The sequence below is a fragment of the Pseudomonadales bacterium genome (genome assembly GCA_024234165.1).
Classification (GTDB): Bacteria; Pseudomonadota; Gammaproteobacteria; order Pseudomonadales; family UBA5518; genus UBA5518.
Window position 1 is genome coordinate 1,180,326 of sequence record JACKOP010000001.1, and the last position, 21,675, is coordinate 1,202,000.

19 protein-coding genes are annotated in these 21,675 nt (G+C 65.3%); 14 read left to right on the top strand and 5 right to left on the bottom strand.

Translation table 11 applies throughout. The features are described 5' to 3' along the window. Positions 1–24: 24 nt before the first annotated feature. Positions 25–2,394, bottom strand: a complete 2,370-nt coding sequence (locus H7A12_05080) for a TonB-dependent receptor (protein ID MCP5320186.1) — start codon at positions 2,392–2,394, stop codon at positions 25–27. 43 nt (positions 2,395–2,437) lie between these two features. After that, positions 2,438–3,418 carry a metallophosphoesterase gene (locus H7A12_05085; GenBank protein ID MCP5320187.1) on the bottom strand — a complete coding sequence of 327 codons (981 nt, stop codon included), beginning with the start codon at positions 3,416–3,418 and terminating at the stop codon, positions 2,438–2,440. A 223-nt stretch (positions 3,419–3,641) separates the two neighbouring features. Between H7A12_05085 and H7A12_05090 the strand changes: the two genes are divergently transcribed. Beyond that, positions 3,642–3,953 (top strand): antibiotic biosynthesis monooxygenase, encoded by a 312-nt coding sequence (locus H7A12_05090; protein ID MCP5320188.1) that lies wholly within the window; start codon positions 3,642–3,644, stop codon positions 3,951–3,953. Beyond that, the gene (locus H7A12_05095) at positions 3,943–4,665 is read left to right on the top strand and encodes a TetR/AcrR family transcriptional regulator (GenBank protein MCP5320189.1); all 723 of its coding nucleotides are present in this window, start codon (positions 3,943–3,945) and stop codon (positions 4,663–4,665) included. Before H7A12_05090 ends, H7A12_05095 begins: the two co-directional genes overlap by 11 nt. A gap of 100 nt (positions 4,666–4,765) precedes the next feature. On the opposite strand, the gene H7A12_05100 is transcribed toward H7A12_05095, so the two are convergent. Next, positions 4,766–5,215 carry a DUF3293 domain-containing protein gene (locus H7A12_05100; protein ID MCP5320190.1) on the bottom strand — a complete coding sequence of 150 codons (450 nt, stop codon included), beginning with the start codon at positions 5,213–5,215 and terminating at the stop codon, positions 4,766–4,768. 95 nt (positions 5,216–5,310) lie between these two features. Here H7A12_05100 and H7A12_05105 point away from each other — a divergent pair, with 95 nt between their 5' ends. The 6 genes from H7A12_05105 to H7A12_05130 all read left to right on the top strand — a co-directional run bounded on the left by H7A12_05105 (position 5,311) and on the right by H7A12_05130 (position 13,233). Beyond that, on the top strand, positions 5,311–6,459 hold the full coding sequence (locus H7A12_05105; GenBank protein MCP5320191.1) for a nitronate monooxygenase: 1,149 nt from the start codon (positions 5,311–5,313) through the stop codon (positions 6,457–6,459). Further along, the gene (locus H7A12_05110) at positions 6,456–7,262 is read left to right on the top strand and encodes an enoyl-CoA hydratase/isomerase family protein (protein ID MCP5320192.1); all 807 of its coding nucleotides are present in this window, start codon (positions 6,456–6,458) and stop codon (positions 7,260–7,262) included. The genes H7A12_05105 and H7A12_05110 overlap by 4 nt, the downstream gene beginning before the upstream one ends. A 5-nt stretch (positions 7,263–7,267) precedes the next feature. Next, entirely contained in the window at positions 7,268–8,851 is a 1,584-nt protein-coding gene (locus H7A12_05115) for an AMP-binding protein (GenBank protein ID MCP5320193.1), read from the top strand. A 17-nt stretch (positions 8,852–8,868) separates the two neighbouring features. After that, positions 8,869–10,005 carry an acetate kinase gene (locus H7A12_05120; GenBank protein MCP5320194.1) on the top strand — a complete coding sequence of 379 codons (1,137 nt, stop codon included), beginning with the start codon at positions 8,869–8,871 and terminating at the stop codon, positions 10,003–10,005. A gap of 30 nt (positions 10,006–10,035) precedes the next feature. Beyond that, positions 10,036–12,429, top strand: a complete 2,394-nt coding sequence (locus tag H7A12_05125) for a phosphoketolase family protein (GenBank protein MCP5320195.1) — start codon at positions 10,036–10,038, stop codon at positions 12,427–12,429. 171 nt (positions 12,430–12,600) lie between these two features. After that, positions 12,601–13,233, top strand: a complete 633-nt coding sequence (locus H7A12_05130) for a lytic transglycosylase domain-containing protein (GenBank protein MCP5320196.1) — start codon at positions 12,601–12,603, stop codon at positions 13,231–13,233. A gap of 87 nt (positions 13,234–13,320) precedes the next feature. On the opposite strand, the gene H7A12_05135 is transcribed toward H7A12_05130, so the two are convergent. Together H7A12_05135 and H7A12_05140 are read right to left on the bottom strand one after the other, a co-directional pair. After that, positions 13,321–13,905 carry a superoxide dismutase [Fe] gene (locus tag H7A12_05135; protein ID MCP5320197.1) on the bottom strand — a complete coding sequence of 195 codons (585 nt, stop codon included), beginning with the start codon at positions 13,903–13,905 and terminating at the stop codon, positions 13,321–13,323. Positions 13,906–14,185: 280 nt separating this feature from the next. Next, entirely contained in the window at positions 14,186–14,416 is a 231-nt protein-coding gene (locus H7A12_05140; protein ID MCP5320198.1) for a CopG family transcriptional regulator, read from the bottom strand. Positions 14,417–14,575: 159 nt separating this feature from the next. Between H7A12_05140 and hyfB the strand changes: the two genes are divergently transcribed. Genes hyfB through H7A12_05170 form a run of 6 tightly spaced genes read left to right on the top strand, consistent with a single transcriptional unit; the run spans position 14,576 to position 21,671 of the window. After that, the gene (hyfB, locus tag H7A12_05145) at positions 14,576–16,582 is read left to right on the top strand and encodes a hydrogenase 4 subunit B (GenBank protein MCP5320199.1); all 2,007 of its coding nucleotides are present in this window, start codon (positions 14,576–14,578) and stop codon (positions 16,580–16,582) included. Beyond that, entirely contained in the window at positions 16,579–17,529 is a 951-nt protein-coding gene (locus H7A12_05150; GenBank protein ID MCP5320200.1) for an NADH-quinone oxidoreductase subunit H, read from the top strand. The genes hyfB and H7A12_05150 overlap by 4 nt, the downstream gene beginning before the upstream one ends. Before the next feature lie 5 nt (positions 17,530–17,534). Further along, positions 17,535–18,200 (top strand): formate hydrogenlyase, encoded by a 666-nt coding sequence (locus H7A12_05155; protein ID MCP5320201.1) that lies wholly within the window; start codon positions 17,535–17,537, stop codon positions 18,198–18,200. 6 nt (positions 18,201–18,206) lie between these two features. Next, positions 18,207–19,658, top strand: a complete 1,452-nt coding sequence (locus H7A12_05160; GenBank protein ID MCP5320202.1) for a hydrogenase 4 subunit F — start codon at positions 18,207–18,209, stop codon at positions 19,656–19,658. Then, entirely contained in the window at positions 19,655–21,163 is a 1,509-nt protein-coding gene (locus H7A12_05165) for an NADH-quinone oxidoreductase subunit C (protein MCP5320203.1), read from the top strand. The genes H7A12_05160 and H7A12_05165 overlap by 4 nt, the downstream gene beginning before the upstream one ends. Before the next feature lie 7 nt (positions 21,164–21,170). Then, positions 21,171–21,671 carry a formate hydrogenlyase gene (locus H7A12_05170; GenBank protein MCP5320204.1) on the top strand — a complete coding sequence of 167 codons (501 nt, stop codon included), beginning with the start codon at positions 21,171–21,173 and terminating at the stop codon, positions 21,669–21,671. Positions 21,672–21,675 lie beyond the last annotated feature (4 nt).

Sequence of the window (21,675 nt, forward strand, 5' to 3'; positions counted from 1 at the left end):
ATCCCCATCGGTGATGACTCCCTTCTACCAGCGTGCGGTGAAATCGATGCCATAGGTACGTCCCGGCAGGTAGCTTCCGGCGCGGTTGATTGCCGTTGGCGAGAAGACCAGCACATCATCTTCATCAAGCAGGTTGTGCGCCCACAGCGAGGTATCCAGTCGGAAACCGCCCGCGGGCACCTGCTTCAGTCCCAGGCGCAGATCCACCAGCGTGTGCGCCTTCTCGAAGGCGACCCGGTCGACTTCACGCACCCCGGATTGCAGGATGCCCAGGGCTGCCTTCGACTGACCGACGAGATCGAGTCTCAGGTAAGCATTCGATCCCGACGCGAGGGGGGCAAAGTCGTACTGGCCGTACAGTCGCGCGTCGTACTTCGGCGTGTACTGCTGCTGCGCGATATCGGCGATATCCACGCCGGCGGTAACGAACTTCTTGTACTCGACCTTCTGGTATCCGAAGCTGCCGCCGACACTGAGCCCATCGAACGGCACGGCATCCACCTCGATCTCGAGCCCATGGATCTTTGCCCTGCCCGCATTGTCGAAACGCAGCACGCCATTCTGGAAGCTCTGGATCTGCAGGTCCTTGTAGTCCATGTAGAACGCGGCCGCATTCAAGCGCAATCGATTCTCGAACAACTGTGACTTCAGCCCGACCTCATAGTTGATGAGCTTCTCCGGGCCGTACGGGATTGCATCGAGTTGCCCGCCGGACACGTAGCCGCTGGCAATCCGCGCGTAAGCCATCGTGGCTTCGCTCAGGTGATAGGCAAGGTTGAATGCGTAGCTCGTGTTGCTGAAATCCTTCTTGTAGACGCCTGGCTGCAGCAGCCCGCCAGCACCGGCCGCTCCCGCCTGGATGAGATCCGTCTCGCGCTTGTCACGGGTATGGCGGGCGCCCAGCGTGACATCGAAACGTTCGTTCACGTGCCAGGTGCCCTGCGAATAGACCGCCAGCGAACGGTTGTCGGCAATCGACTCGTTCACACCGCTGCCGAAGACGCCATCGAGAGGCGTGGGAATCACCACACCGTTGGCCACCGGCTGGAAAATGCCGAGCGCGCTGATGGCCGGAGAGTGCTCATCGAAGTAGAACGCACCGGCCACCAGATCGAATGCGTCACGCGTAAGGGTCAGTTGCAGCTCCTGGGTGAATTGCCGCTGCGATGTCTCGCGCGCCGTGAGCAAGGTGAAAAAGCTGTCGTTCGGCCCCACGGGCATGGTTGGAATCGCTGCGATGCTTGCCGGATCACCACTCAGCAACGCCCCGAGCTGCTGCACGGTGAAACGCAATCCGCCGCTGGCAGCCAGGTCCTGGATGGTCGGATCCTGCTCCATCTCCCGGTACGCCGTGATGCTCTTCAGGTTCAGGCCGGGAGCCGCGTCCCAACTGACGGTCAGGTTGTGCCCCTGGATCGTGAGCGACTCGACGCTGCTCGCATTGGCCACCCGATCGAGGCGCTTCAGACTCTGGTTCGTCTGCCCGCCGAAATAGGGCTGGAAGGCGAAGATGCCCTGAACGAGTGCTGCGGTATCCCCCACGACCCCGAGGATCTGCATGGGATTGGACGTCGTTTCGCTGTCGGTGTAATCGAAGCGGTAGTCGAAGACCAGCGAATCGGCGGCGTCGAAACGCGCGGCGAACTGGTAGGCATCGACATCCTTCGATCCAAGCCGCTTGGCATAACGCAGTTGGCCCAGGCGCGGATCACGTGCCCGCAGGTCGATCCGGTTGCCGGCAATCAGGTTCCTGGCCGTGCCGTCGTCTTCGTCGTGCAGATAGGAGAATTTCATTGCCAGGGAGCCAAGAGCCGGGAAGTCGATCACGGTGCGCGCGCGCCGTGCAGCGTTGTTTCCAAGCGAAATGTCCTGCCTGAATCCGAACTCTCCGGCTGGTGCCGCAGTGACCAAGCTGATGGCCCCGCCGGTGGCGTTGCGCCCGAAGAGCGTACCCTGCGGACCGCGCAACACCTCCACCCGCTCGATGTCGGCGAGATCGAAAATCGCCCCGACGCTTCGTCCGATATAGACCCCGTCCAGGTAGAGACCAACCTTCGGATCGACCGTGTTCTGCGAGGTACCCGAGGTGATCCCGCGCAAGGAAATGGTCGGGGTGGACTGCAGGCCCTGGTGGCCAATGTGCAGGTTGGGAGACAACCCCGAGAGGTCGTGCATGCCCGTGACACGAAAGTTGGCCAAAGTCTCTGCCGACAGGGCCGTCACCGCGAGTGGTACCACCTGCAGGTTTTCTTCGCGACGCTGTGCGGTGACCACGATCTCCTCGAGCGTCGAAACCGCTCCTGTCGTGCCCTTCGCCTCACCGGCCTCCTGGGCTGCGGCCATCGTCGTCGCACCCAGGGCAGTCATCATCACGAAGATCGGTACGTGTTTCATATGGTGTTTCATATCGTGTCTCCTTCGAATCATCGGAAATTTCCTACCGCGCCAGCGTCTGACCGCTCTCACCACTCGTATCGAGCAGGCCCGTCAACCGGATCTGCGCGATGCTCGGGGCCTTCTTCGCCTCGAGCGTGATCCACGCGATATGGTCCATCCTGCCCGGACCTTCCTGGTGCGAAATCGCACCGGCCGTGCCCATGGTGATGTAGTCGCGACCGGCACGCTTCTGGTAGCGGTAGTAGTGGTTGTGGCCTGCAATCACCGTGTATGGACGCTCTGCAAGCAGCGTCTCGATCTCGCTGAAACCACTGTCCGGTGTGTCCCAGGCAGGCTTGTGCATCAGCACGAAGGTCCAGCGCACATTCGCGTTGGCATCGATGACACGACGGAAGTAGTCCATCTGCTCCTGGCTGAAACGGGCGCTGTTCAGCAGCGAACCACCGAAGGCTGCGCCGCTTTCACGCTCTGCGTTGACACGCGCAAGCCCCTCGTGGAGCCTGTGTTCAGTGCCCTCCGGGTCGGTGACCATACCGGCAGCCATCTGCCTGAACCCCTTCACCATCTCCTCGGGCATCGGCGCGGGCGGGTCCTCCGTATCCATGCACAGGAACAACACGTCCTTGTAGATGAAGTGGTACCAGGGCGTGCCTCGGCGCTGCTTCCAGATATCGAGTGCCAGATCGTTACCGAGGTCGTGGTTGCCTGGAACGAAAAAGAAGGGCTGATCCAGCGTCGCGATGGCCTGCTCGATGTGATGCCACTCGCCCTCGAGGGTGCCGCGCTCCCCGGCATACCCCTCGACGAGATCGCCGACGTTGATGACGAATTCGGGTTGCATCCACCCGACCTGGCGCATCGCCTGTTCGAAGACACCCGGACGCGCCAGTCCGGTGCGATCACCGATGACCGCGAAGTGCAGTGCACTCGGGTCGGGTCGCGGCACGGCGGTCCACGGCGTGAGCGGACCGCTGCGATCGGCACGAAAGCCCGTGACGGCGACGGAACTGCAGGAAGTCATGCACTGGACGACGACTGCCATCCAGACGCAATGAAACAGCTTCAGGCTTTTTCCCCGGTACAAGAACCTGCTCCTCCTCTTTCGAGACGTGTGGCAGTCGGCCGGAAGGGGCTTGCAGGCGGCCCCCTTGAATTCGCCAGCCGTGCATCCGAGCTGGATGTACGGTTTTAATATATGGCATATAATAACGCCTGTCTACCACCTTCTGCCCGAGGACACGCCCATGCACACCGCATTCATACGCATCAAGGTTCGTACAGACAGCGCCGAAAGCGTTGCCGCGGCGATGCGCGCGCTGGTCGCCCCCACGCTGGCCGAGCAGGGCTGCCACGTGTATTCCTTCTACCGGGACCTGGACGATCCGTCCCTGTTCCTGTGCTTCGAACAGTGGGCCAGTCGCGCGGATCTCGACACCCACGGCAGCACCGCCCACGTGCAGGCATTTCTGCGTGCGTTCGGGCCCGTCATCGAACGATGGGAGTCGAACCATGCAACCACGCTGACCAACGAATATGATTCGTGCAATGAACCGTAAACGCATTGCAAGCCAGGCACCGGGCGACGCGGCACCAAGTCCACGGACCACGCGGCGCGCAGGCCGGCCACAGGCCACTTCACGCGAAGACATCATTGCCTGTGCAATCGGGATCCTGCGCAAGGAGCCGGGTGCCGGCGTATCGATCAACCGTATCGCGCGCACACTCGGGCTCACCCCGATGGCGCTCTATACCTATTTCTCCAGCCACGACGAACTGCTGCAGGCGGTTTCGGCTCAGCTTCTGGACAGCGTGGCAATCGAGGTACCTGCGACGGCGGGTTGGCGAACGAAGATCGCCTGCTGGGCACACGGTATGCGAGCGTCGTTCCTGCGCTATCCGTACCTGATGCACGTCCTGCGCTGGGAAGGACACATCTCGCCATCCTGGCTGCGACAGATGCTGCTGGTCTTCGAGGCGCTGGAGGAGGCCGGGCTGCAGGGACACGAGCAGGCACGAACTGCCCTATGGGTTTTCACCTCGATCATGGGCATCATCCAGGCGGAGATCGCCGACATCGGCGCTGGAATGAAGTTCAGCGACGCCGACTTCGCACAGCTCGAACCAGACCACCGCCGCTGGATCCGCAATTTCCATGACTACGCGAGCAGAGTGAATTACCCGGATGAGCTTTTCGAGCACCACCTTGCGCACCTGATCGACAACATCGCACAGGACGCGACGTCAGGCAGCACGAGCAAGGCACGCTAATTCTCCGCATCGATCCGTTTCACGAACGCATCGGATCCCTTGCCATCGCGGCGCTTCCGGGCGAAAGCGCTCGCTCCGGACATGCCACCGCAACGCTCGCTCAGCGCAGCAGTATCAGTTGCGGGCGTGCATCCGCCGCTGCCCACAGCAGCGCATTCTGCGCGAAGCGCCCGGCGAGTTCCGTGGCTTCGGCAAGACCCAAGGCAGGAACCAGTACGCTCGCCTCGCCGGGCCAGGCAGCATCGGGATCACGACCGAAGCCATCGATCCACGCGTAGCCACGCCGCTCGATAGTTCGCTGCAGTCGCCTCGTGGCGCGCGCATTGCGCTCCGCTCCAACCAGTTCTCCGCGCGGGTTGCACGCGCTCAGATACGCTGCGCAGGCCGAACCGCAACGCGCGTACAGTGCAGCCAACGCCCGGCTGCGTTCACCGACGCGCAGCACGAAGGGGCGTCGCGCATGCACCTCGTACCGGCACTGCAGATAGGCGACGAGCGTGTCGCGATCGAGCGTGCTCACTGGCTTCCCGTATCGGTTGCGTGCAGCCATGATAGACGGGTCCACAGCAACTGCGGCAAGCCGCCGGGACGCGTGCAACGACGCCTTCGTATCGGGCGGTGTGCGCCGCAGGGAGGAACGACCATATGCACAATGACCTCTGCCGGCGACTCGGAATCGAACTGCCGATCTTTGCCTTCACGCATTGCCGCGACGTGGTTGCAGCGGTATCGCGCGCCGGTGGCATCGGCGTTCTTGGCGCTGCGGGCTTCACGCCTGAGCAGCTTCGCCAGGAGCTCGACTGGATCGTGCAACGACTCGACGGCAAGCCGTTCGGCATCGACGTGATCATGCCGAAGAAGTTCGAGTCCGGTGCGGTGCCCGACCTGCAATCGATGATTCCCGCCAGCCATCGACAATGGCTCGAAAGCGTGCTGGCGCGCTACGGCATCGCACCGCTGCCGGGGGACGGCAGCAGCGGCAGCACCGTGCACGGCGGCATCAGCGGCGAGCAGATCGGCTGGACGCACGAGATCTGCCGTGCCCTGCTGGAGGTGGCGTTCGCGTACCCGGGACTGAAGGTGCTGGTCAATGCACTCGGCACGCCGCCAGCGGACATCCTGGCCGAATGCCGGGAGCGCGGCATCCTGGTTGGTGCACTGGCGGGCAAGGTGGAGCATGCGCTCGCGCATCGTGACGGTGGCGTGGACTTCGTGATCGCCCAGGGTCATGAAGCAGGCGGTCACACCGGCGAAATCACGACGATGGTGCTGGTGCCGCAGGTGGTCGACGCCGTGGCACCGTTGCCGGTGCTCGCCGCCGGCGGCATCGCCAATGGCCGCCAGATCGCTGCCGCGATGGCACTCGGCGCCGTCGGCGTGTGGTGCGGCTCGGTCTGGCTCACGACGCCCGAATCCGAGGTGGGGCCGCTGCCAAAGCGCAAGTTGCTTGCCGCCGGCAGCGATCAGACGGTGCGTTCGCGGGTGATTTCCGGCAAGCCGGCGCGCATGCTGCGCTCGGCGTGGACCGATGCGTGGGAAGCTCCGGACTGCCCGGGCTTCCTGCCGCTCCCATTACAGGGCATCCTGACGCAGGAAGCGCATCTGCGCATCGCACGCTCGAACAACGAGGAGCTGGCCTTCTACCCGTGCGGCCAGACCATCGGGCTGTGCAACGACGAGCGCGACTGCCGCAGCGTGATCGCGGACATGGTGAGCGAGTACGTCGACACCGTGGAGCGACTGGGACGCACCCTGGACACCGGTGATCTGGACTCTGCAGGAGAACGACGATGAGCGACATTCTGTACGAGAGACGTGGCGCCGTGGCGTGGATCACGATCAACCGCCCGCAGGCACGCAACACCCTCAGCCCGGCGGCATTCGTCGGCCTCGCCGACGCGTGGCAGGAAGTGCGCAGCGACACGGCCGTGCGCGTCGCGGTACTGACCGGTGCCGGCGAGCGCGACTTCTGCTGCGGTGGCGATCTGGGCGGCCTGATCCCGCTGTGGAGCGGTGCCCGCACGCCGCAGGACGCCACCGAGGAACGCCTGCTGGCCGACCCGGCGATCGGCGACAAGATGCTGCTGAAGGGCGAACCGCTGTACAAGCCGGTGGTCGCGGCGGTGAACGGTTACGCACTCGGTGGCGGCTGCGAACTGCTGCAGGCGACCGACGTGCGCATAGCCGCCAGCAACGCACGGTTCGGACTCCCCGAACCGAAGGTGGGAGTCGTTCCCGGCGGCGGATCGATGGTGCGCCTGGCACGCCAGTTGCCGTACGCGCACGCGATGCACCTGCTGCTGACCGGCGACCCGATCGACGCCACCACCGCCCTGGCGTGGGGGCTGATCAGCGAAGTGGTGGCACCGCACGAGTTGCTGACACGCGCCGACGCGCTCGCCACCCGCATCGCGGCCAACGCACCGCTCGCACTCGCCGCGATCAAGCGCACCGTGCTCGAGAGCCATACCGAGACATGGAACGAAGCCTTTACACGCGAAGCCGAGGAAGCGGCGCGCATCATGATGACGCGTGATGCGCGCGAGGGTCCGCGCGCGTTCAAGGAAAGGCGTCAACCACAGTTCACCGGAGAGTAACCGGCATGGCGGAATCGGTATTCGAGCTCGCGTGCGCACGTGCACCCGAAGGGATGGAGATTGCTGCCGTGGCGGCAGCAGACCCGCGGCGCATAGCGTTGTGGTCGGAACACGGCGAGATGACATTTGCCGAGCTGAACGCCGCCGCCAACCGCCTGGTACAACGCCTGCGCATGGCCGGACTCGAACGCGGTGACGCCGTCGCACTGGTTTGCGGCAACCGTAACGAGTTCGCCGTGGTACGTTTCGCGACCCATCGCGCCGGCCTGCGTCTCACCCCGGTGAACTGGCACCTGACACCCGAGGACATCCGCTACATCGTCGAGAACTGCGAGGCGAAGGCGCTGTTTCTCGACACCCGTGTGGCCGATGCAGCCGCCGGCTGCGCACGGATTGCGGCGCTGGCGCTGCGCGTGAGCATCGGCGGCGAACTGCCGGGCTACACGGAATGGCACGACGCGCTGGCCGGCATGGACGAACGCGACATTGCCGACCCGGCGCTCGGCAACACCATGCTGTATACCTCGGGCACCACCGGCCGCCCCAAGGGGGTTTACCGCGCGCTGCCCGATCCACGACACGCGGCGCATCTGCAGCAACTGCTGACCGCGGTATTCCAGTTCGACCCCGTGAGCGGCGACGATCGCGCACTGGCAACCGGGCCGCTGTATCACACCGGGCCGTTCGCGCTGTGCTTCACGACACCGCTCACGGCCGGCATCGGCGTCGTCCTGATGGATCACTGGGATCCGGAGAGGATGCTGGCGCTGATCGAGCAGCACCGGATCACGCACACCTTCTGCGTACCCACGATGTTCAGCCGCCTGCTGCAACTGCCTGCAACGACGCGTCAGCACCACGACCTGTCCAGCCTGCGTTTCGTGATCCACGGCGCCGCACCGTGCTCGATCGACACCAAGCAGCGCATGATGGACTGGTGGGGACCGATCCTGTGGGAAATGTTCGCTGGCACCGAAGGCCAGGGAACGATCGTCAGCCCGCAGGAATGGCTCGCCAGGCCGGGCACCGTGGGGCGGCCTGCACAGGGACAGTTGCGCATCCTCGACGACGCCGGCAACGAGGTACCACGCGGGCAGACCGGCACGATCTACCTGGTCAACCCCGGCGGCAGTGCGTTCGAGTACTTCAAGGATCCGCAGAAAACCGCCTCGGCACTGCGCGAGGGCTACTTCACGGCGGGCGACATCGGCTATCTGGACGCGGACGGCTACCTGTTCCTGAACGGGCGCAGTGCAGAGCTCATCATCTCGGGCGGTGTGAACATCTACCCGCAGGAGATCGACGACGTGCTGGCGCAGCACCGCGCCGTGGCCGATGTCGCCTGCGTCGGCGTACCGGACGAGGATCTGGGCGAGGAGGTCAGGGCTGTGGTGGAGCTGCGTGCCGGCTTTGCGGGTGACGACGCCATGCGCCAGTCGTTGCTGGATTTCTGCGCCGAGCGTCTCGCGAAGCAGAAATGGCCGCGCAGCATCGATTTCATCGTCACGCTGCCGCGTTCCCCTGCCGGCAAGGTACTGCGCAGCGCACTGCGCCAGGAGTACTGGGCAGGACGATCACGGCAGATCTGAGCCGGCGGCAGGCAACGATGCCGAACCTTCCGGTCCTCGTGATCAACTGCGGCAGTTCCTCGCTGAAATACAGCGTCTACGACATGCGCGACGAGCGCCAACTGCGTGGCGGCCGGATCGAGCGCATCGGTGAAGCCGGTGACGAGGGCGGCCCTCCCGATCACCGCAGCGCGCTCGCCGCAGTGCTGGCCAGTCTCGACGCGCGCGAAGCGATCGTCGCAGCCGGACACCGCGTGGTGCACGGCGGCACGCACTTCCGCTCATCGGTGCGCATGGACGATGCCGCCCTCGCCACGCTCGCGCAGCTCGATCACCTGGCACCGCTGCACAATCCGGCGAACCGTCTCGGCATCGCGCTCGCGACGGAGCTGCTGCCGGGACGCCCGCAGATCGCCGTGTTCGATACCGCATTCCACCATGACCTGCCTGCGGTGGCGCGCGAGTACGCGGTGCCCGCGGCGTGGCGTCAGCACGGCGTGCGCCGTTACGGCTTCCATGGCACTTCGCATCGTCACGTCAGCCGTGAAGCGGCGCGTCTGCTCGGTGCCCCCGCCGAAGGGCTCGGCCTGATCACGCTGCACCTCGGCAACGGCTCCAGCGTCGCGGCCGTCAGGGGTGGCGTCTCGGTCGACACCTCGATGGGCATGACGCCACTGGAAGGACTCGTGATGGGCACCCGCGCCGGTGATCTGGATGCCGGGATACTGCTGCACCTGTTGCGCACGGGCATCGATCCGCACGAACTCGAACGCGCACTGAGCCACGACTGCGGGCTGCGTGGCCTGTGCGGCACCAACGACATGCGTGCAGTGCACGCGCTGGCCACTGCCGGCAATGCCGACGCCGAACTCGCCGTGGCGATCTACTGTTACCGCGTGCGCAAGTACATCGGCGCCTATATGGCGGTGCTCGGGCGCGTCGACGCGCTGGTATTCACGGCCGGTATCGGCGCAAACGACGCCGGCATCCGCGCGCGCGTGCTTGCGGGGCTGGAGTGTTTCGGCATCGAACTCGACGCGATGCGCAACGCCGCCTGTAGCGGCAGCTCCGGCGGGACGATCCACGCGCCGTCCTCGCGGGTCGCGCTGCTCGTGATCCCGGACAACGAGGAACTCGAGATCGCCCGCGAAGTGATGGCAGTGATCAATACCTGAACGACTGCAGAAGCCGAGGAGAACCGGACCATGACCCAGACCATCCAGCAGGCCAGCGAGGCACCAGACGCAACGACACTCGCACGGATCGACGCATTCTGGCGCGCCTGCAACTACCTGGCGGCCGGCATGATCTATCTGCGCGACAACCCGCTGCTCGAGCAACCGCTGCAGGCGCAGCACATCAAGCAGCGCCTGCTCGGACACTGGGGTGCAAGCCCCGCACTGAGCTTCACGTGGGCGCACCTGAACCGGTTGATCCTCGCACACGACCTGGACGCGATCTTCCTGGCCGGACCAGGCCACGGCGCTCCGGGCGTACTGGCGCCGGTCTGGCTCGAGGGTACCTACGGCGAGGTCTACCCGGATCGCGGCGAGGGCCGCGACGGGATGCGCGAATTCTTCCGCAACTTTTCGTTCCCGGGCGGCGTCGGCAGCCACTGCACACCCGAGACACCCGGCTCGATCCACGAGGGCGGCGAACTCGGCTACTCGCTGTCGCACGCCTTCGGTGCCGCCTTCGACAATCCCGATCTGCTGGTGACCGTGGTCATCGGCGACGGCGAGGCCGAAACCGGGCCACTGGCTACTGCCTGGCACGGCAACAAGTTCCTGAACCCGGTGCGCGACGGCGCGGTACTGCCGGTGCTGAGCCTGAACGGCTACAAGATCAACAACCCCACGGTGCTCGCGCGCATCGACGACGACGAGCTCGACGCGCTGCTGCGCGGCCACGGCTGGACGCCCCACGTGGTCGCGGGCGACGAGCCGCAAGCGATGCACCGCGCGATGGCGAATGCTCTCGACGCCTGCCTGCGGGAAATCCGCCTCGCGCAGCAGCAGGCGCGTGGCGGTGGCGACGTGCGGCGTTCGCGCTGGCCGATGATCGTGCTGCGCACGCCCAAGGGCTGGACTGGCCCCACCCACGTGGGCGGCAAGCGCATCGAGGGCAGCTGGCGCGCGCACCAGGTGCCGCTCGCGGCGGTACGCGACGATCCGGAGCAACTGCGTCTGCTCGAACAGTGGCTGCGCTCGTACCGGCCACAGGAACTGTTCGATGCCGAGGGTGTTCCGCTGCCGCCGTTACGTGCGCTGGTGCCGCACGGCGCGCGGCGCATGAGCGCGAATCCGCACGCCAACGGCGGCCTGCTGCGCCGCCCGTTGCGACTGCCGGATATCGGTGCGTACGCGGTACCCGTATCCGCCCCGGGGCACGACAGTGCGGGCAACACGCGTCCGCTGGGTGCATTGCTGCGCGATACGCTGCGCGCAAATCCCCGTGACTTTCGCGTGTTCGGTCCCGACGAGACAACCTCGAACAAGCTCGATGCAGTCTACGAGGCAAGCGGCAAGACCTGGCTCGCGGCAATGCTGCCCGAGGACGCCGACGGCGGCGAGCTCGCCCGCGACGGCCGGGTGATGGAATACCTGAGCGAGCACACGCTGGAGGGCTGGCTGGAAGGCTACCTGCTGAGCGGTCGCCACGGCTTCCTGTCGACCTACGAAGCGTTCGCGCACGTGATCGATTCGATGTTCAACCAGCACGCCAAGTGGCTCGCGACGGCGCAACGCATCGCGTGGCGCGCTCCGGTGTCTTCGCTGAACCTGCTGATCACCTCGACGGTATGGCGCCAGGACCATAACGGTTTCACTCACCAGGATCCCGGCTTCCTCGATGTGGTGGTGACCAAGAGCCCCGAGGTCACGCGCATCTACCTGCCGCCGGATGCGAATTCGCTGCTCGTGATCAGCGAACACTGCCTGCGCACCACCGATCGCATCAACGTGATCGTGTGCGACAAGCAGGTGCACCTGCAGTACCTCGACATCGAGTCTGCACGCCGCCACTGCGCGCAGGGCATCGGAATCTGGGAGTGGGCCAGCAGCGACCATGACAGCGAACCGGATGTGGTGATGGTCGGCTGCGGCGACACGGCAACGCGCGAGGCACTGGCAGCGGTCGCGCTGCTGCGCGAACTGGTCACCGACCTGCGCATACGCTTCGTCAACGTGGTGGACCTCTACACGCTGACTCCGGAAACCGAACACCCGCACGGACTGTCCACCCGCGATTTCGACAGCATCTTCACTGTCGACAAGCCGATCATCTTCAACTTCCACGGTTACCCGTGGCTGATCCACCGCCTCGCGTACCGGCGCACGAACCACGACAACCTGCACGTACGCGGCTACAAGGAACGCGGCAGCATCAACACGCCGCTGGAGCTCGCGATCGAGAACGAGGTGGACCGCTTCAGCCTCGCGATCGACGTGATCGACCGCGTGCCACGCCTGCAGGCGCGTGGAGCGCACGCCAAGCAACAGTTGCGCAACCGCCGTTACGACTGCCTGCAGTATGCGCACGAGCACGGCATCGATCCGCCCGCGATCCGCGACTGGACCTGGCCGGGCAACGAACGATGAAGAATCCGTGTGCGTGAGACCGGTCACGCCAGCGCCCGCGCGCGGTTGCCAGCGCAGCCAGATGGGCTAACCTTGAGGCATCGGCACAACGACAGTCACCCCGGCACGATGAACCTTCCCGGCAGTGCTCGCCCGGCCCTTTCGCCCCTCCACCGTGCACTGGTGGTGGTGATGGGCTGCCTGCTGGCGTTTGCCGTGCAGGCGACCGAAGGCACCGGCAAGCGCAACAGCTTCGGCAACGTGAACGACGATGCACCGCGCTATCGCGTCTTCACGTATCGCCAGTCGAACGGCGTCGTGGCGTTCACCGACCAGGTTCCGGCACGGCAGCACTCGTTCAGTGTGATGGAGTTTTCCTGCTACGCCTGCGATCCACACTCCCGCGTCGACTGGTACGCCACACGACTGTTCACCACCGAGTACACCACCCAGATCGCCGCCGCAGCCCGACGCTACGACGTGGATCCGGCGCTGATACGCGCGCTGATCCACGCCGAGTCGGGCTTCAACCCGAACGCGCGCTCGCGCAAGGGTGCGATGGGCCTGATGCAACTGATGCCGGGAACCGCCAGCGACATGGGGGTCAGCAACGCCTTCGTGGTGCAGCAGAACATCGAGGGTGGTGTGAAATACCTGGCGATGCTGCTCGAGCAGTACCGGGGAGACGTGACGCTGGCGACGGCTGCGTACAACGCGGGTCCCGGCGCTGTGGCGAAATACGGTGGCGTACCGCCGTTTGCCGAAACCGTGACCTATGTCCAGCGCGTGAAACTGCTGCACGAACGCTACCGCACCCGCGCCTGACGATATCCGGACGCATTCAGCGCCGGTGGCAGTCCGTTCGCAAACGGACGCCCCGTACGGGGCGTCCGCGTTCCTGAGTGGCAGGTCTCAGCCGTAGTTGGCTTCGGCGAAGCTCCAGTTCACCAGATGCGCCAGGAAGGTTTCGACGAACTTCGGGCGCAGGTTACGGTAGTCGATGTAGTAGGCGTGTTCCCACACGTCGACGCACAGCAGTGCCTTGTCGCCGGTGGTCAGCGGGGTTCCGGCGGCGCCCGTGTTGACGATGTCCACGCTGCCGTCCGACTTCCTGACCAGCCAGGTCCAGCCCGAACCGAAATTGCCGACCGCACTCGTCTGGAACGCCTTCCTGAATTCGTCCAGGCTGCCCCACTTGCGGTTGATCGCATCGGCGAGAGCACCCTTCGGCGCGCCACCACCGGCCGGTTTCATGCAGCTCCAGAAGAAGGTGTGGTTCCAGACCTGGGCGGCGTTGTTGTAGACACCCCCGGCAGGCGCGGTCTTCACGATCTCTTCCAGCGAGCGGTTCTCGAACTCGGTGCCCTTGATCAGGTTGTTCAGGTTCGTGACGTAGGCCTGATGGTGCTTCGCGTAGTGGTAGTCGAAGGTTTCGGCCGACATATGCGGTGCAAGTGCATCACGTGCGTACGGCAACGCGGGCAACTGGTGTTCCATGGCTATGTTCTCCTTGCAGGGGTGAATCGGGACGGCTGCAGCGCCGTGGACCCGGGGCTGTCGGCATGAATGCCGACCTGCGTCCAACGGTGAATCGGACGGGTTCGGCATCGTGGACCCGGGGAGTCTAGGCGCATCGGCGGTGCGGGGCAATCGTTGACGCATTTGCTTGGGTATCAGAGGGTGTCGCAAAACGTTTCGAGGCGCGTGGCAACACCTTCGCATCGGGCAACGCAGCCGCGACCAACATCCCTTGCCACGCGCATGGGCACCGCATTCCTCAGGAAACCTCTCCGCCGTCGGCAGGTTCGCGCTCGAGATTCTGCAACAGCGTCGATTCCACCGTGTCGCCCGGCCGCCACGGATGCCCGAGCCGGCTCTCGATGTACTCGCGGATCAGGCGTCTCACCACCTGCGACGGCGTCTGGTCCTCACGTGCGCAGAGATGCTCGAAAACGGCTTTCTTGCCCGGGTCGATCAATACCGTGAGTCGTGCAGTGCGGTTTTCCATACTCATGATCCAAGCATCAAATTCACATTGACGACAAACACGATGCAAATCAGATTAACATGATTCAAGACGCGGGCAGCATCTTGCAGCTCGTGTCGGGCGGAGGTTGTCGCATGACGAGAGGAACCGTCAATCCATCTCGCAGCGCGGACGATCGGCATGGCTGAGCCGGTGTCGGTCCTGGGTGCCAGCCTGGCCGTGGTGGTCGGGTGGCTCGTGATCGGAGCGAGCGGATTGCTGCGTCCGCACGATACCGCACTGGTCGCACGCTTGCTGTTCCCGCTCGGGGCGGCTGCAAGTCTGGTGCTCGCGGTCGCGGGGTTCGCCGGGCTGTCCGCGCCGGCAAGCACGACGATCCTGCCGCTCGGGTTGCCGGAGCTGCCGGTGCACCTGCGCATCGACCCGCTGGCAGCGTTTTTCCTGTTCCTGCTCGGCAGCGCCTCCACCGGCATCAGTGTGTTCGGGGCTGGCTATTTCCGTGTCAGCGAAGGCACACCCCCGGGACTGCTGTGCCTGCAGTACCACGTCTTCCTCGCAAGCATGGCGATGGTGCTGCTCGCCGACGACGCCTACACGTTCATGGTGAGCTGGGAATCGATGGCACTCGCCTCCTATTTCCTCGTCACGACCCAGCACCGCATCGCCACGATCCGCGACGCCGGGTTCCTCTATCTGCTGCTCGCGCACGTCGGCGCGATCGCGATCCTGCTCTGCTTCGGCGTGCTGCAGGGCGGGAGCTGGCAGTTCAGCTTCGACGCCATGCGCACGGCGGATCTGGCCCCATCGCGCGCGACGCTCGCCTTCGCACTCGCGCTGATCGGTTTCGGCGCCAAGGCCGGACTGGTGCCGCTGCACGTCTGGCTGCCGGAAGCGCACCCCGCCGCACCGTCGCCGGTATCGGCACTGATGAGCGGCGTGATGCTGAAGACCGCCGTGTATGGCCTGCTGCGGGTCAGCTTCGATCTGCTGCCCGCACCGATCTGGCACTGGGGCGCCGTGCTGCTCGCACTGGGACTTTTCAGTGGGCTGTTCGGTGCGGTCTTTGCTGCGGTGCAGACCGACATGAAGCGCCTGCTCGCATACTCCTCGATCGAAAACCTGGGCGTCGTATTCACCGGCTGCGGGCTTGCGCTGCTGTTCCAGGCCGAGCAGATGCCGACAGCAGCCGCGCTCGCGCTGGCTGCGACGCTGTATCACTGCCTGAACCATGCGATGTTCAAGAGCCTGCTGTTCCTCGCCACCGGATCGGTACTGCACGCGACCGGCGAGCGCAACCTCGGACGCCTCGGTGGCCTGATCCGGCGCATGCCGTGGGTCGCGTGGCTGGCGCTGATCGGCACGCTGGCGATCGCCGGCCTGCCGCCACTGAACGGCTTCGTGTCCGAGTGGCTGATGCTGCAGGCGCTGCTGCTGACACCCGAGGTGCCGCGCCCGTTCATGAACATGCTGATCCCGCTCGGTGCGTCGGTGCTGGCACTGACTGCCGCGCTCGCAGCCTACGTGATGGTCAAGTTCTACGGCGTGGTGTTCCTCGGGCAGATGCGTGAACCTGCGTTGGCGCGCGCACACGACTGCGGCCGCCTGGAGCGGCTCGGACTGCTGTGGCTGGCAGCAGCCTGCATCCTGCTCGGGCTGCTGCCCGCGCTGGTGATCGGCGTGCTCGATGGCATCAGCACGGCGCTGCTCGGTGCCTCGCTGGCACGCCCGGACTCCGCGGGCTGGTGGGTGCTGGTACCGCTGTCGGCCGAGCGCGCCTCGTACAGCCCGCTGGTGTTCCTGCTCGGCATCGCACTGCTGCTCGGCATCGGCGTGATCGTCGCCACCCGCATCTACAGACGCACGGAACGCCGTGCCCCGGCGTGGGACTGCGGCTTTGCCCGGCAGGACGCACGCATGCAGGACAGCGCCGAAGGCTTCGGCCAGCCGATCCGCCACATCTTCGGGCCGTTCTTCCGCATGCGCCGCGAACTGCCGTCTCCGCTCGACGCATCGCCGGTGTACCGGGTAAGGGTAGAAGACCGCTTCTGGTCCCTGCTCTACCTGCCACTTGCGCGCAGCGTCAGCTACGCAGGGAGCCTCGTCGGACGACTTCAACAGGGCCGCATCGCGGTCTACCTGCTGTACAGCTTCCTCACCTTGCTCGTGCTGCTGGTGATCGTGCTGTGAACGCCACGGCACTCGTCACGCAATGGTTCGCCGTGGTCGTCGCGATCGCCGCGGCACCGCTGTTCCTCGGCTGGGTGAACATCTGTCGTGCCTGGCTGCAGAACCGCTCGGCCCCACCGCTGACACAGCCCTACCGCATGATCCGCAAGCTGCTGCACAAGGAAGCGGTTCTCGCGCACGACGCGTCGCAACTGTTCCGCTTCACGCCGTACCTGGTGTTCGGCGCGATGGCAACGGCGGCCGCGATCATTCCGGCGCTGGCGCTGGACCTGCCGTTCGCACACGCGGCGGACGCGATCGCGCTGGTCGGGCTGTTCGCGACCGCACGGGTATTCTCGGCGCTCGCCGCGATGGATACCGGTACGGCGTTCGGCACGCTGGGTGCCCGTCGCGAAATGATGCTCGGCTTCCTCGCCGAACCCGCGCTGCTGATGGTGTTCTTCACCGCGTCACTGATCGCCGGATCGACCGAGCTCACGGTGATCGCCGATGCACACCAGAGCCATGCGCTCGTGGTACACCCGAGCCTCGCGTTCGCTGCAATTGCCTTTCTGATGGTGCTGCTGGCCGAAAACGCACGCATTCCGGTCGACAACCCGAGCACGCACCTCGAACTGACGATGATCCATGAAGCCATGGTGCTGGAGTACTCGGCGCGCCACCTGGCGCTGATCGAGTGGGCAGCTGCCCTGAAGCTGTTCAACTACGCATGCATCGGCTTCGCGCTGTTCATTCCGTGGGGCATCGCGAGCGACATCGGCTCACCCGCGATGCTCGTGAGCGCGGCGACGGTGCTCGCCACCAAGCTGCTGCTCGCCGGCGCCGCCCTCGCTCTGATCGAGACGCTGAACGCCAAGATCCGCATCTTCCGCGCACCCGAATTCCTCGCCCTGGCGTTCATGCTGGCCGTGCTCGGCCTGCTGGTCAGGCTGCTGGTACAGGGGTGACGACGATGCCGACGCTTTCGCTGTCCGGTCAGTACATTCACCTGTTCGCATCGGTGGTGCTGCTGCTTTCGTTCGCGATGCTCGCGCAACGACGCATCCGCACGCTGATCCATCTGTTCGCGCTGCAGGGTTTCGCCCTGGTCTGCTCGACCACCGTCGTCGCCTGGTCCAGCGCGCAGCCGCATCTGTACTACTCCGCTGCGCTGACCCTGGTGCTGAAGGTGATCGTGCTGCCACTGATCCTCTACCGGCTGATCGAACGCCTGCAGCTGCGCTGGGACACCGAAACCGTGCTGCATATTCCCGCCACGCTGTTGCTCGGACTCGTGCTGGTCGTGTTCGCGTTCGGGCTTGCACAGCCGGTGTCACGGCTTGGCGACCAGGTCACGCAGAGCACGCTCGGCATCGCGATCGCGGTCGTGATGCTCGCGTTCCTGATGATGATCACGCGGCGCAAGGCGGTCACCCAGGTGATCGGCTTCCTGGCGATGGAAAATGGCCTGTTCTTCGCCGCCACCAGCACGACCGACGGCATGCCGATGGTCGTCGAACTCGGCATCGCACTCGACGTGCTGGTCGGCATGCTGATACTCGGCGTCTTCTTCTTCCAGATCCGCGAGCAGTTCGACAGCCTCGACCTGCACCATCTGGAAAAGCTGAAGGAGGAGTGATCCGCGATGGAGATTGTGATCCTGCTTGCCTTGCCGCTGGGCGGTGCGCTGCTGCTGGCGTTCACCGGCGCTCGCCGGCATGCAGCGGAAATCAACGTGGTGCTCAGCCTCGCAACGCTGATCGCGGCCCTGCTGCTGACGGTACGCGTGATCGGCAATGGCGTGCAGATCTGTTGCAGCGAGCAGTTTTTCGTCGATCCGTTCAATGTGTTCCTGGTCACCCTGACCGCCTTCGTGAACTTCACCACCGCATTGTTCTCGCGTCGCTACATGCGCGTCGAACAGCATCGCGGACGCCTCGGCCCGGGGCGCATGCGTCTGTACCACGGCCTGTACCAGCTCTTCATGTTCACGATGCTGCTCGCGCTGCTGACCAACAACATGGGCCTGCTGTGGGTTGCAATGGAAGCCGCGACGCTCTCCACCGTGCTGCTGGTGTCGCTCTATCGCAACGCCGCAAGCCTCGAGGCCGCATGGAAGTACTTCATCCTGTGCGGCGTCGGCATCGCACAGGCACTGTTCGGCACCGTACTGCTCTATTTCGCTGCGGAACGCGTACTCGGGCACACCGGCACCGCCGCGCTGCTGTGGACGCAACTCGACGCCGTGAAAGGGCAACTGGAGCCCACCGTGCTCGCCATCGCCTTCGTGTTCCTGCTGGTCGGCTACGGCACGAAGGTCGGCCTGGTCCCACTGCACAACTGGCTTCCCGACGCTCATGCCGAAGGTCCCACCCCGGTCTCGGCCGTACTGTCGGGGCTGTTGCTGAACGTGGCGCTGTATGCGGTGATCCGCTGCAAGGTACTGGTGGAGGGTTCGATCCGCTCGACGCTGCCGGGCCGCATGCTGATGTTCTTCGGTATCGTCTCGGTACTGGTCGCTGCATTCATGCTGTGGCGACAGAAGGACATCAAGCGCCTGTTCGCGTACTCGTCGATCGAGCACATGGGAATCATCACGTTTGCGTTCGGCATGGGCGGTGCGGTCGCGAACTTCGCCGCACTGCTGCACATGACGGTCCATTCACTGACCAAGAGCGCGATCTTCTTCACGGTCGGGCATGCCGTACAGAAGACCGGCTCGCAACAGATGGCCGACATCCGCGGGCTGCTGGGACTGTCACCGGCGCTCGGCTGGGGGCTGATGCTTGCCACGCTCGCGATCCTCGGTATGCCGCCGTTCGGCGTGTTTGCCAGTGAATTCCTGATCCTGACCACAGCGATGCGCGAGCAGCCATGGGCCACGCCGCTGCTGCTGCTCGCACTCGGCGTAGCGTTCGCCGCGATATTCGGGCGCACGCAGCAAATGGTTCTCGGCGCGCACACGGGCAGACGCCTGCCGGTACCGCCCTCGCTGCTGCCGGTATTCGTGCACCTCGCGCTGGTGCTGATGCTCGGGTTGTGGATACCGCCGTTCCTGGCCGAGTGGTACCGCCTCGCGGCACGCATGATCGGATGACTGCGATGAAGGATTCCGTACCATTCGAATGCCACCGTGTCTCGCGCGCGCAGTGGTCGCAGCGCATCGCCGCATTGTATGTGAGCGGTGCACGCCTGCTCACGCTGTGGGCCACCGACCAGCGCGACCACGGCGGTGGCGATCTGCTGCGAAGCGCGTTCCTGCAGCCCGAAGGTATCGTGATCCTCGAACTGGAATTGCCGGACGGGGCAGCACCCTACCCGCGCATCGACGAGCTGTTCCCGGCGGCTGCGCGCCTGCAGCGCGCAGTGCACGATCTGTCGGGCCCCGTTCCCGACGGCGGCGACTGCCGGCCCTGGCTGCGCCACGGCGCGTGGTCCGATGGCGAGTCACCGCTGCGGCGCGACTTTTGCGGTGGCACGCCGGATCGGGCGCCATACCCGTTCGTGCGCGTACGCGGCGAAGGCGTGCACGAGATCGCGGTCGGTCCGGTACACGCGGGGACCATCGAACCCGGTCATTTCCGCTTTTCGCTGGTCGGCGAAAAGGTGTTGCGCCTCGAGCAGCGACTCGGCTATGCACACAAGGGCATCGAGCGCCGTTTCACGGAGCTCGATGCGGTCGATGCACGCCGCCTCGCCGCCCGCATCGCAGGCGATTCCACGACCGCATTCGCCTGGGCCTTCTGCATGGCAGAGGAAAGCATACGCGGGCTCTACGCTCCGCCACGTGCGCTCTTCCTGCGTGCCCTGCTGCTCGAGCGCGAGCGGATCGCAAATCATCTGGGAGACCTGGGCGCACTTGGCAACGATGCCGGCTTCGGCGTCGGACTCGCGCAGTTCATGCGCCTGAAAGAGGATCTGCTGCGCGCAAACGCCGGGGTTTTCGGCGCGCGCTACCCGATGGAGGCGCTGATCACCGGCGGCGTTGCCGTCGACATCACCCCGGCCGACGTCACGTTACTGCAGCAACAGGGGCACGTACTCACCGACGAGACACGTCGCCTGCGCGCGATCTACGACGAACATGCCGGCATGCAGGATCGCTTCATGGGCAGCGGCACCGTCAGCGAGGCGCTCGCGCGCCGGCTCGGCATGAGCGGTCCTGCAGCGCGCGCGAGCGGCATCGCGCGGGACCTGCGCACCGATCTGCCGCTGCCACCCTACGATTCGCTGGCGGTGCACTGCGCAAGCGCCGATAGCGGCGACGTCGCGGCTCGCGTGAAGGTGCGCTTCGACGAACTTGCCGAGTCGCTGCGCCTTTGCGACGAACTGCTCGACCGGCTGCCGTCCGGCGCCGTGTGCACCACGCCCGCAGCAGCCATGCCCGCCGGCTTCGGCGTCGGCCTCATCGAGGGTTGGCGCGGCCCGGTCTTCATCGCACTGGAAACTGCAGCCGACGGATCGATCCGGCGCTGCCATCCGCACGACCCGTCGTGGCACAACTGGCCAGCACTCGAGCATGCGATCGTCGGCGACATCGTTGCCGACTTTCCGCTGATCAACAAGTCGTTCAACCTGTGCTACAGCGGCGTGGACCTGTGAGGGGCCTATGCTCGACATCCTGAAACAGATCGCGCGTATCGGCATCATCACCGAAAGACGCGCTCAGGCAACACCGCCATCCGGGGAATCGGGAGAATCCGCCAACGCCGCACGACGCGCGCTCGGGCCCGCCCTGTGCATGCGTCATGTCGACAGCGGATCGTGCAACGGCTGCGAGCTCGAGATCCACGCACTCGGCAACGCCTATTACAACATCGAGGCGAACGGGATGAAGTTCGTCGCGAGTCCGCGTCATGCCGACCTGCTGCTGCTCACCGGGCCGGTGTCGCACCATATGCACGAGGCCCTGACACGCACCCACGACGCGATGCCGTCACCCAAGCTGGTGCTTGCGGTCGGAGATTGTGCGATCGACGGCGGCGTCTTCGGTGCCGGCTACGCGAGCCATGGCGGCGCCAGCGGCGTGATCGCCACCGATGCAACGGTGCCTGGCTGCCCACCGCCGCCCGAGGCGATCATCGACGGCATTCGCCGCGCGCTGCGCTGAACGC

What these genes read in the sequence shown, in the direction of transcription:
- H7A12_05085 (MCP5320187.1), bottom strand. Translation starts at nt 3,418, where the DNA reads ATGACTTCCTGCAGTTCCGTCGCCGTCACGGGCTTTCGTGCCGATCGC.
- H7A12_05170 (MCP5320204.1), top strand. Translation starts at nt 21,171, where the DNA reads ATGCTCGACATCCTGAAACAGATCGCGCGTATCGGCATCATCACCGAA.
- H7A12_05125 (MCP5320195.1), top strand. Translation starts at nt 10,036, where the DNA reads ATGACCCAGACCATCCAGCAGGCCAGCGAGGCACCAGACGCAACGACA.
- H7A12_05080 (MCP5320186.1), bottom strand. Translation starts at nt 2,394, where the DNA reads ATGAAACACGTACCGATCTTCGTGATGATGACTGCCCTGGGTGCGACG.
- H7A12_05165 (MCP5320203.1), top strand. Translation starts at nt 19,655, where the DNA reads ATGACTGCGATGAAGGATTCCGTACCATTCGAATGCCACCGTGTCTCG.
- H7A12_05100 (MCP5320190.1), bottom strand. Translation starts at nt 5,215, where the DNA reads ATGGCTGCACGCAACCGATACGGGAAGCCAGTGAGCACGCTCGATCGC.
- H7A12_05105 (MCP5320191.1), top strand. Translation starts at nt 5,311, where the DNA reads ATGCACAATGACCTCTGCCGGCGACTCGGAATCGAACTGCCGATCTTT.
- H7A12_05120 (MCP5320194.1), top strand. Translation starts at nt 8,869, where the DNA reads ATGCCGAACCTTCCGGTCCTCGTGATCAACTGCGGCAGTTCCTCGCTG.
- H7A12_05090 (MCP5320188.1), top strand. Translation starts at nt 3,642, where the DNA reads ATGCACACCGCATTCATACGCATCAAGGTTCGTACAGACAGCGCCGAA.
- H7A12_05110 (MCP5320192.1), top strand. Translation starts at nt 6,456, where the DNA reads ATGAGCGACATTCTGTACGAGAGACGTGGCGCCGTGGCGTGGATCACG.
- H7A12_05095 (MCP5320189.1), top strand. Translation starts at nt 3,943, where the DNA reads ATGAACCGTAAACGCATTGCAAGCCAGGCACCGGGCGACGCGGCACCA.
- H7A12_05160 (MCP5320202.1), top strand. Translation starts at nt 18,207, where the DNA reads ATGGAGATTGTGATCCTGCTTGCCTTGCCGCTGGGCGGTGCGCTGCTG.
- H7A12_05140 (MCP5320198.1), bottom strand. Translation starts at nt 14,416, where the DNA reads ATGGAAAACCGCACTGCACGACTCACGGTATTGATCGACCCGGGCAAG.
- H7A12_05130 (MCP5320196.1), top strand. Translation starts at nt 12,601, where the DNA reads ATGGGCTGCCTGCTGGCGTTTGCCGTGCAGGCGACCGAAGGCACCGGC.
- hyfB (MCP5320199.1), top strand. Translation starts at nt 14,576, where the DNA reads ATGGCTGAGCCGGTGTCGGTCCTGGGTGCCAGCCTGGCCGTGGTGGTC.
- H7A12_05115 (MCP5320193.1), top strand. Translation starts at nt 7,268, where the DNA reads ATGGCGGAATCGGTATTCGAGCTCGCGTGCGCACGTGCACCCGAAGGG.
- H7A12_05135 (MCP5320197.1), bottom strand. Translation starts at nt 13,905, where the DNA reads ATGGAACACCAGTTGCCCGCGTTGCCGTACGCACGTGATGCACTTGCA.
- H7A12_05155 (MCP5320201.1), top strand. Translation starts at nt 17,535, where the DNA reads ATGCCGACGCTTTCGCTGTCCGGTCAGTACATTCACCTGTTCGCATCG.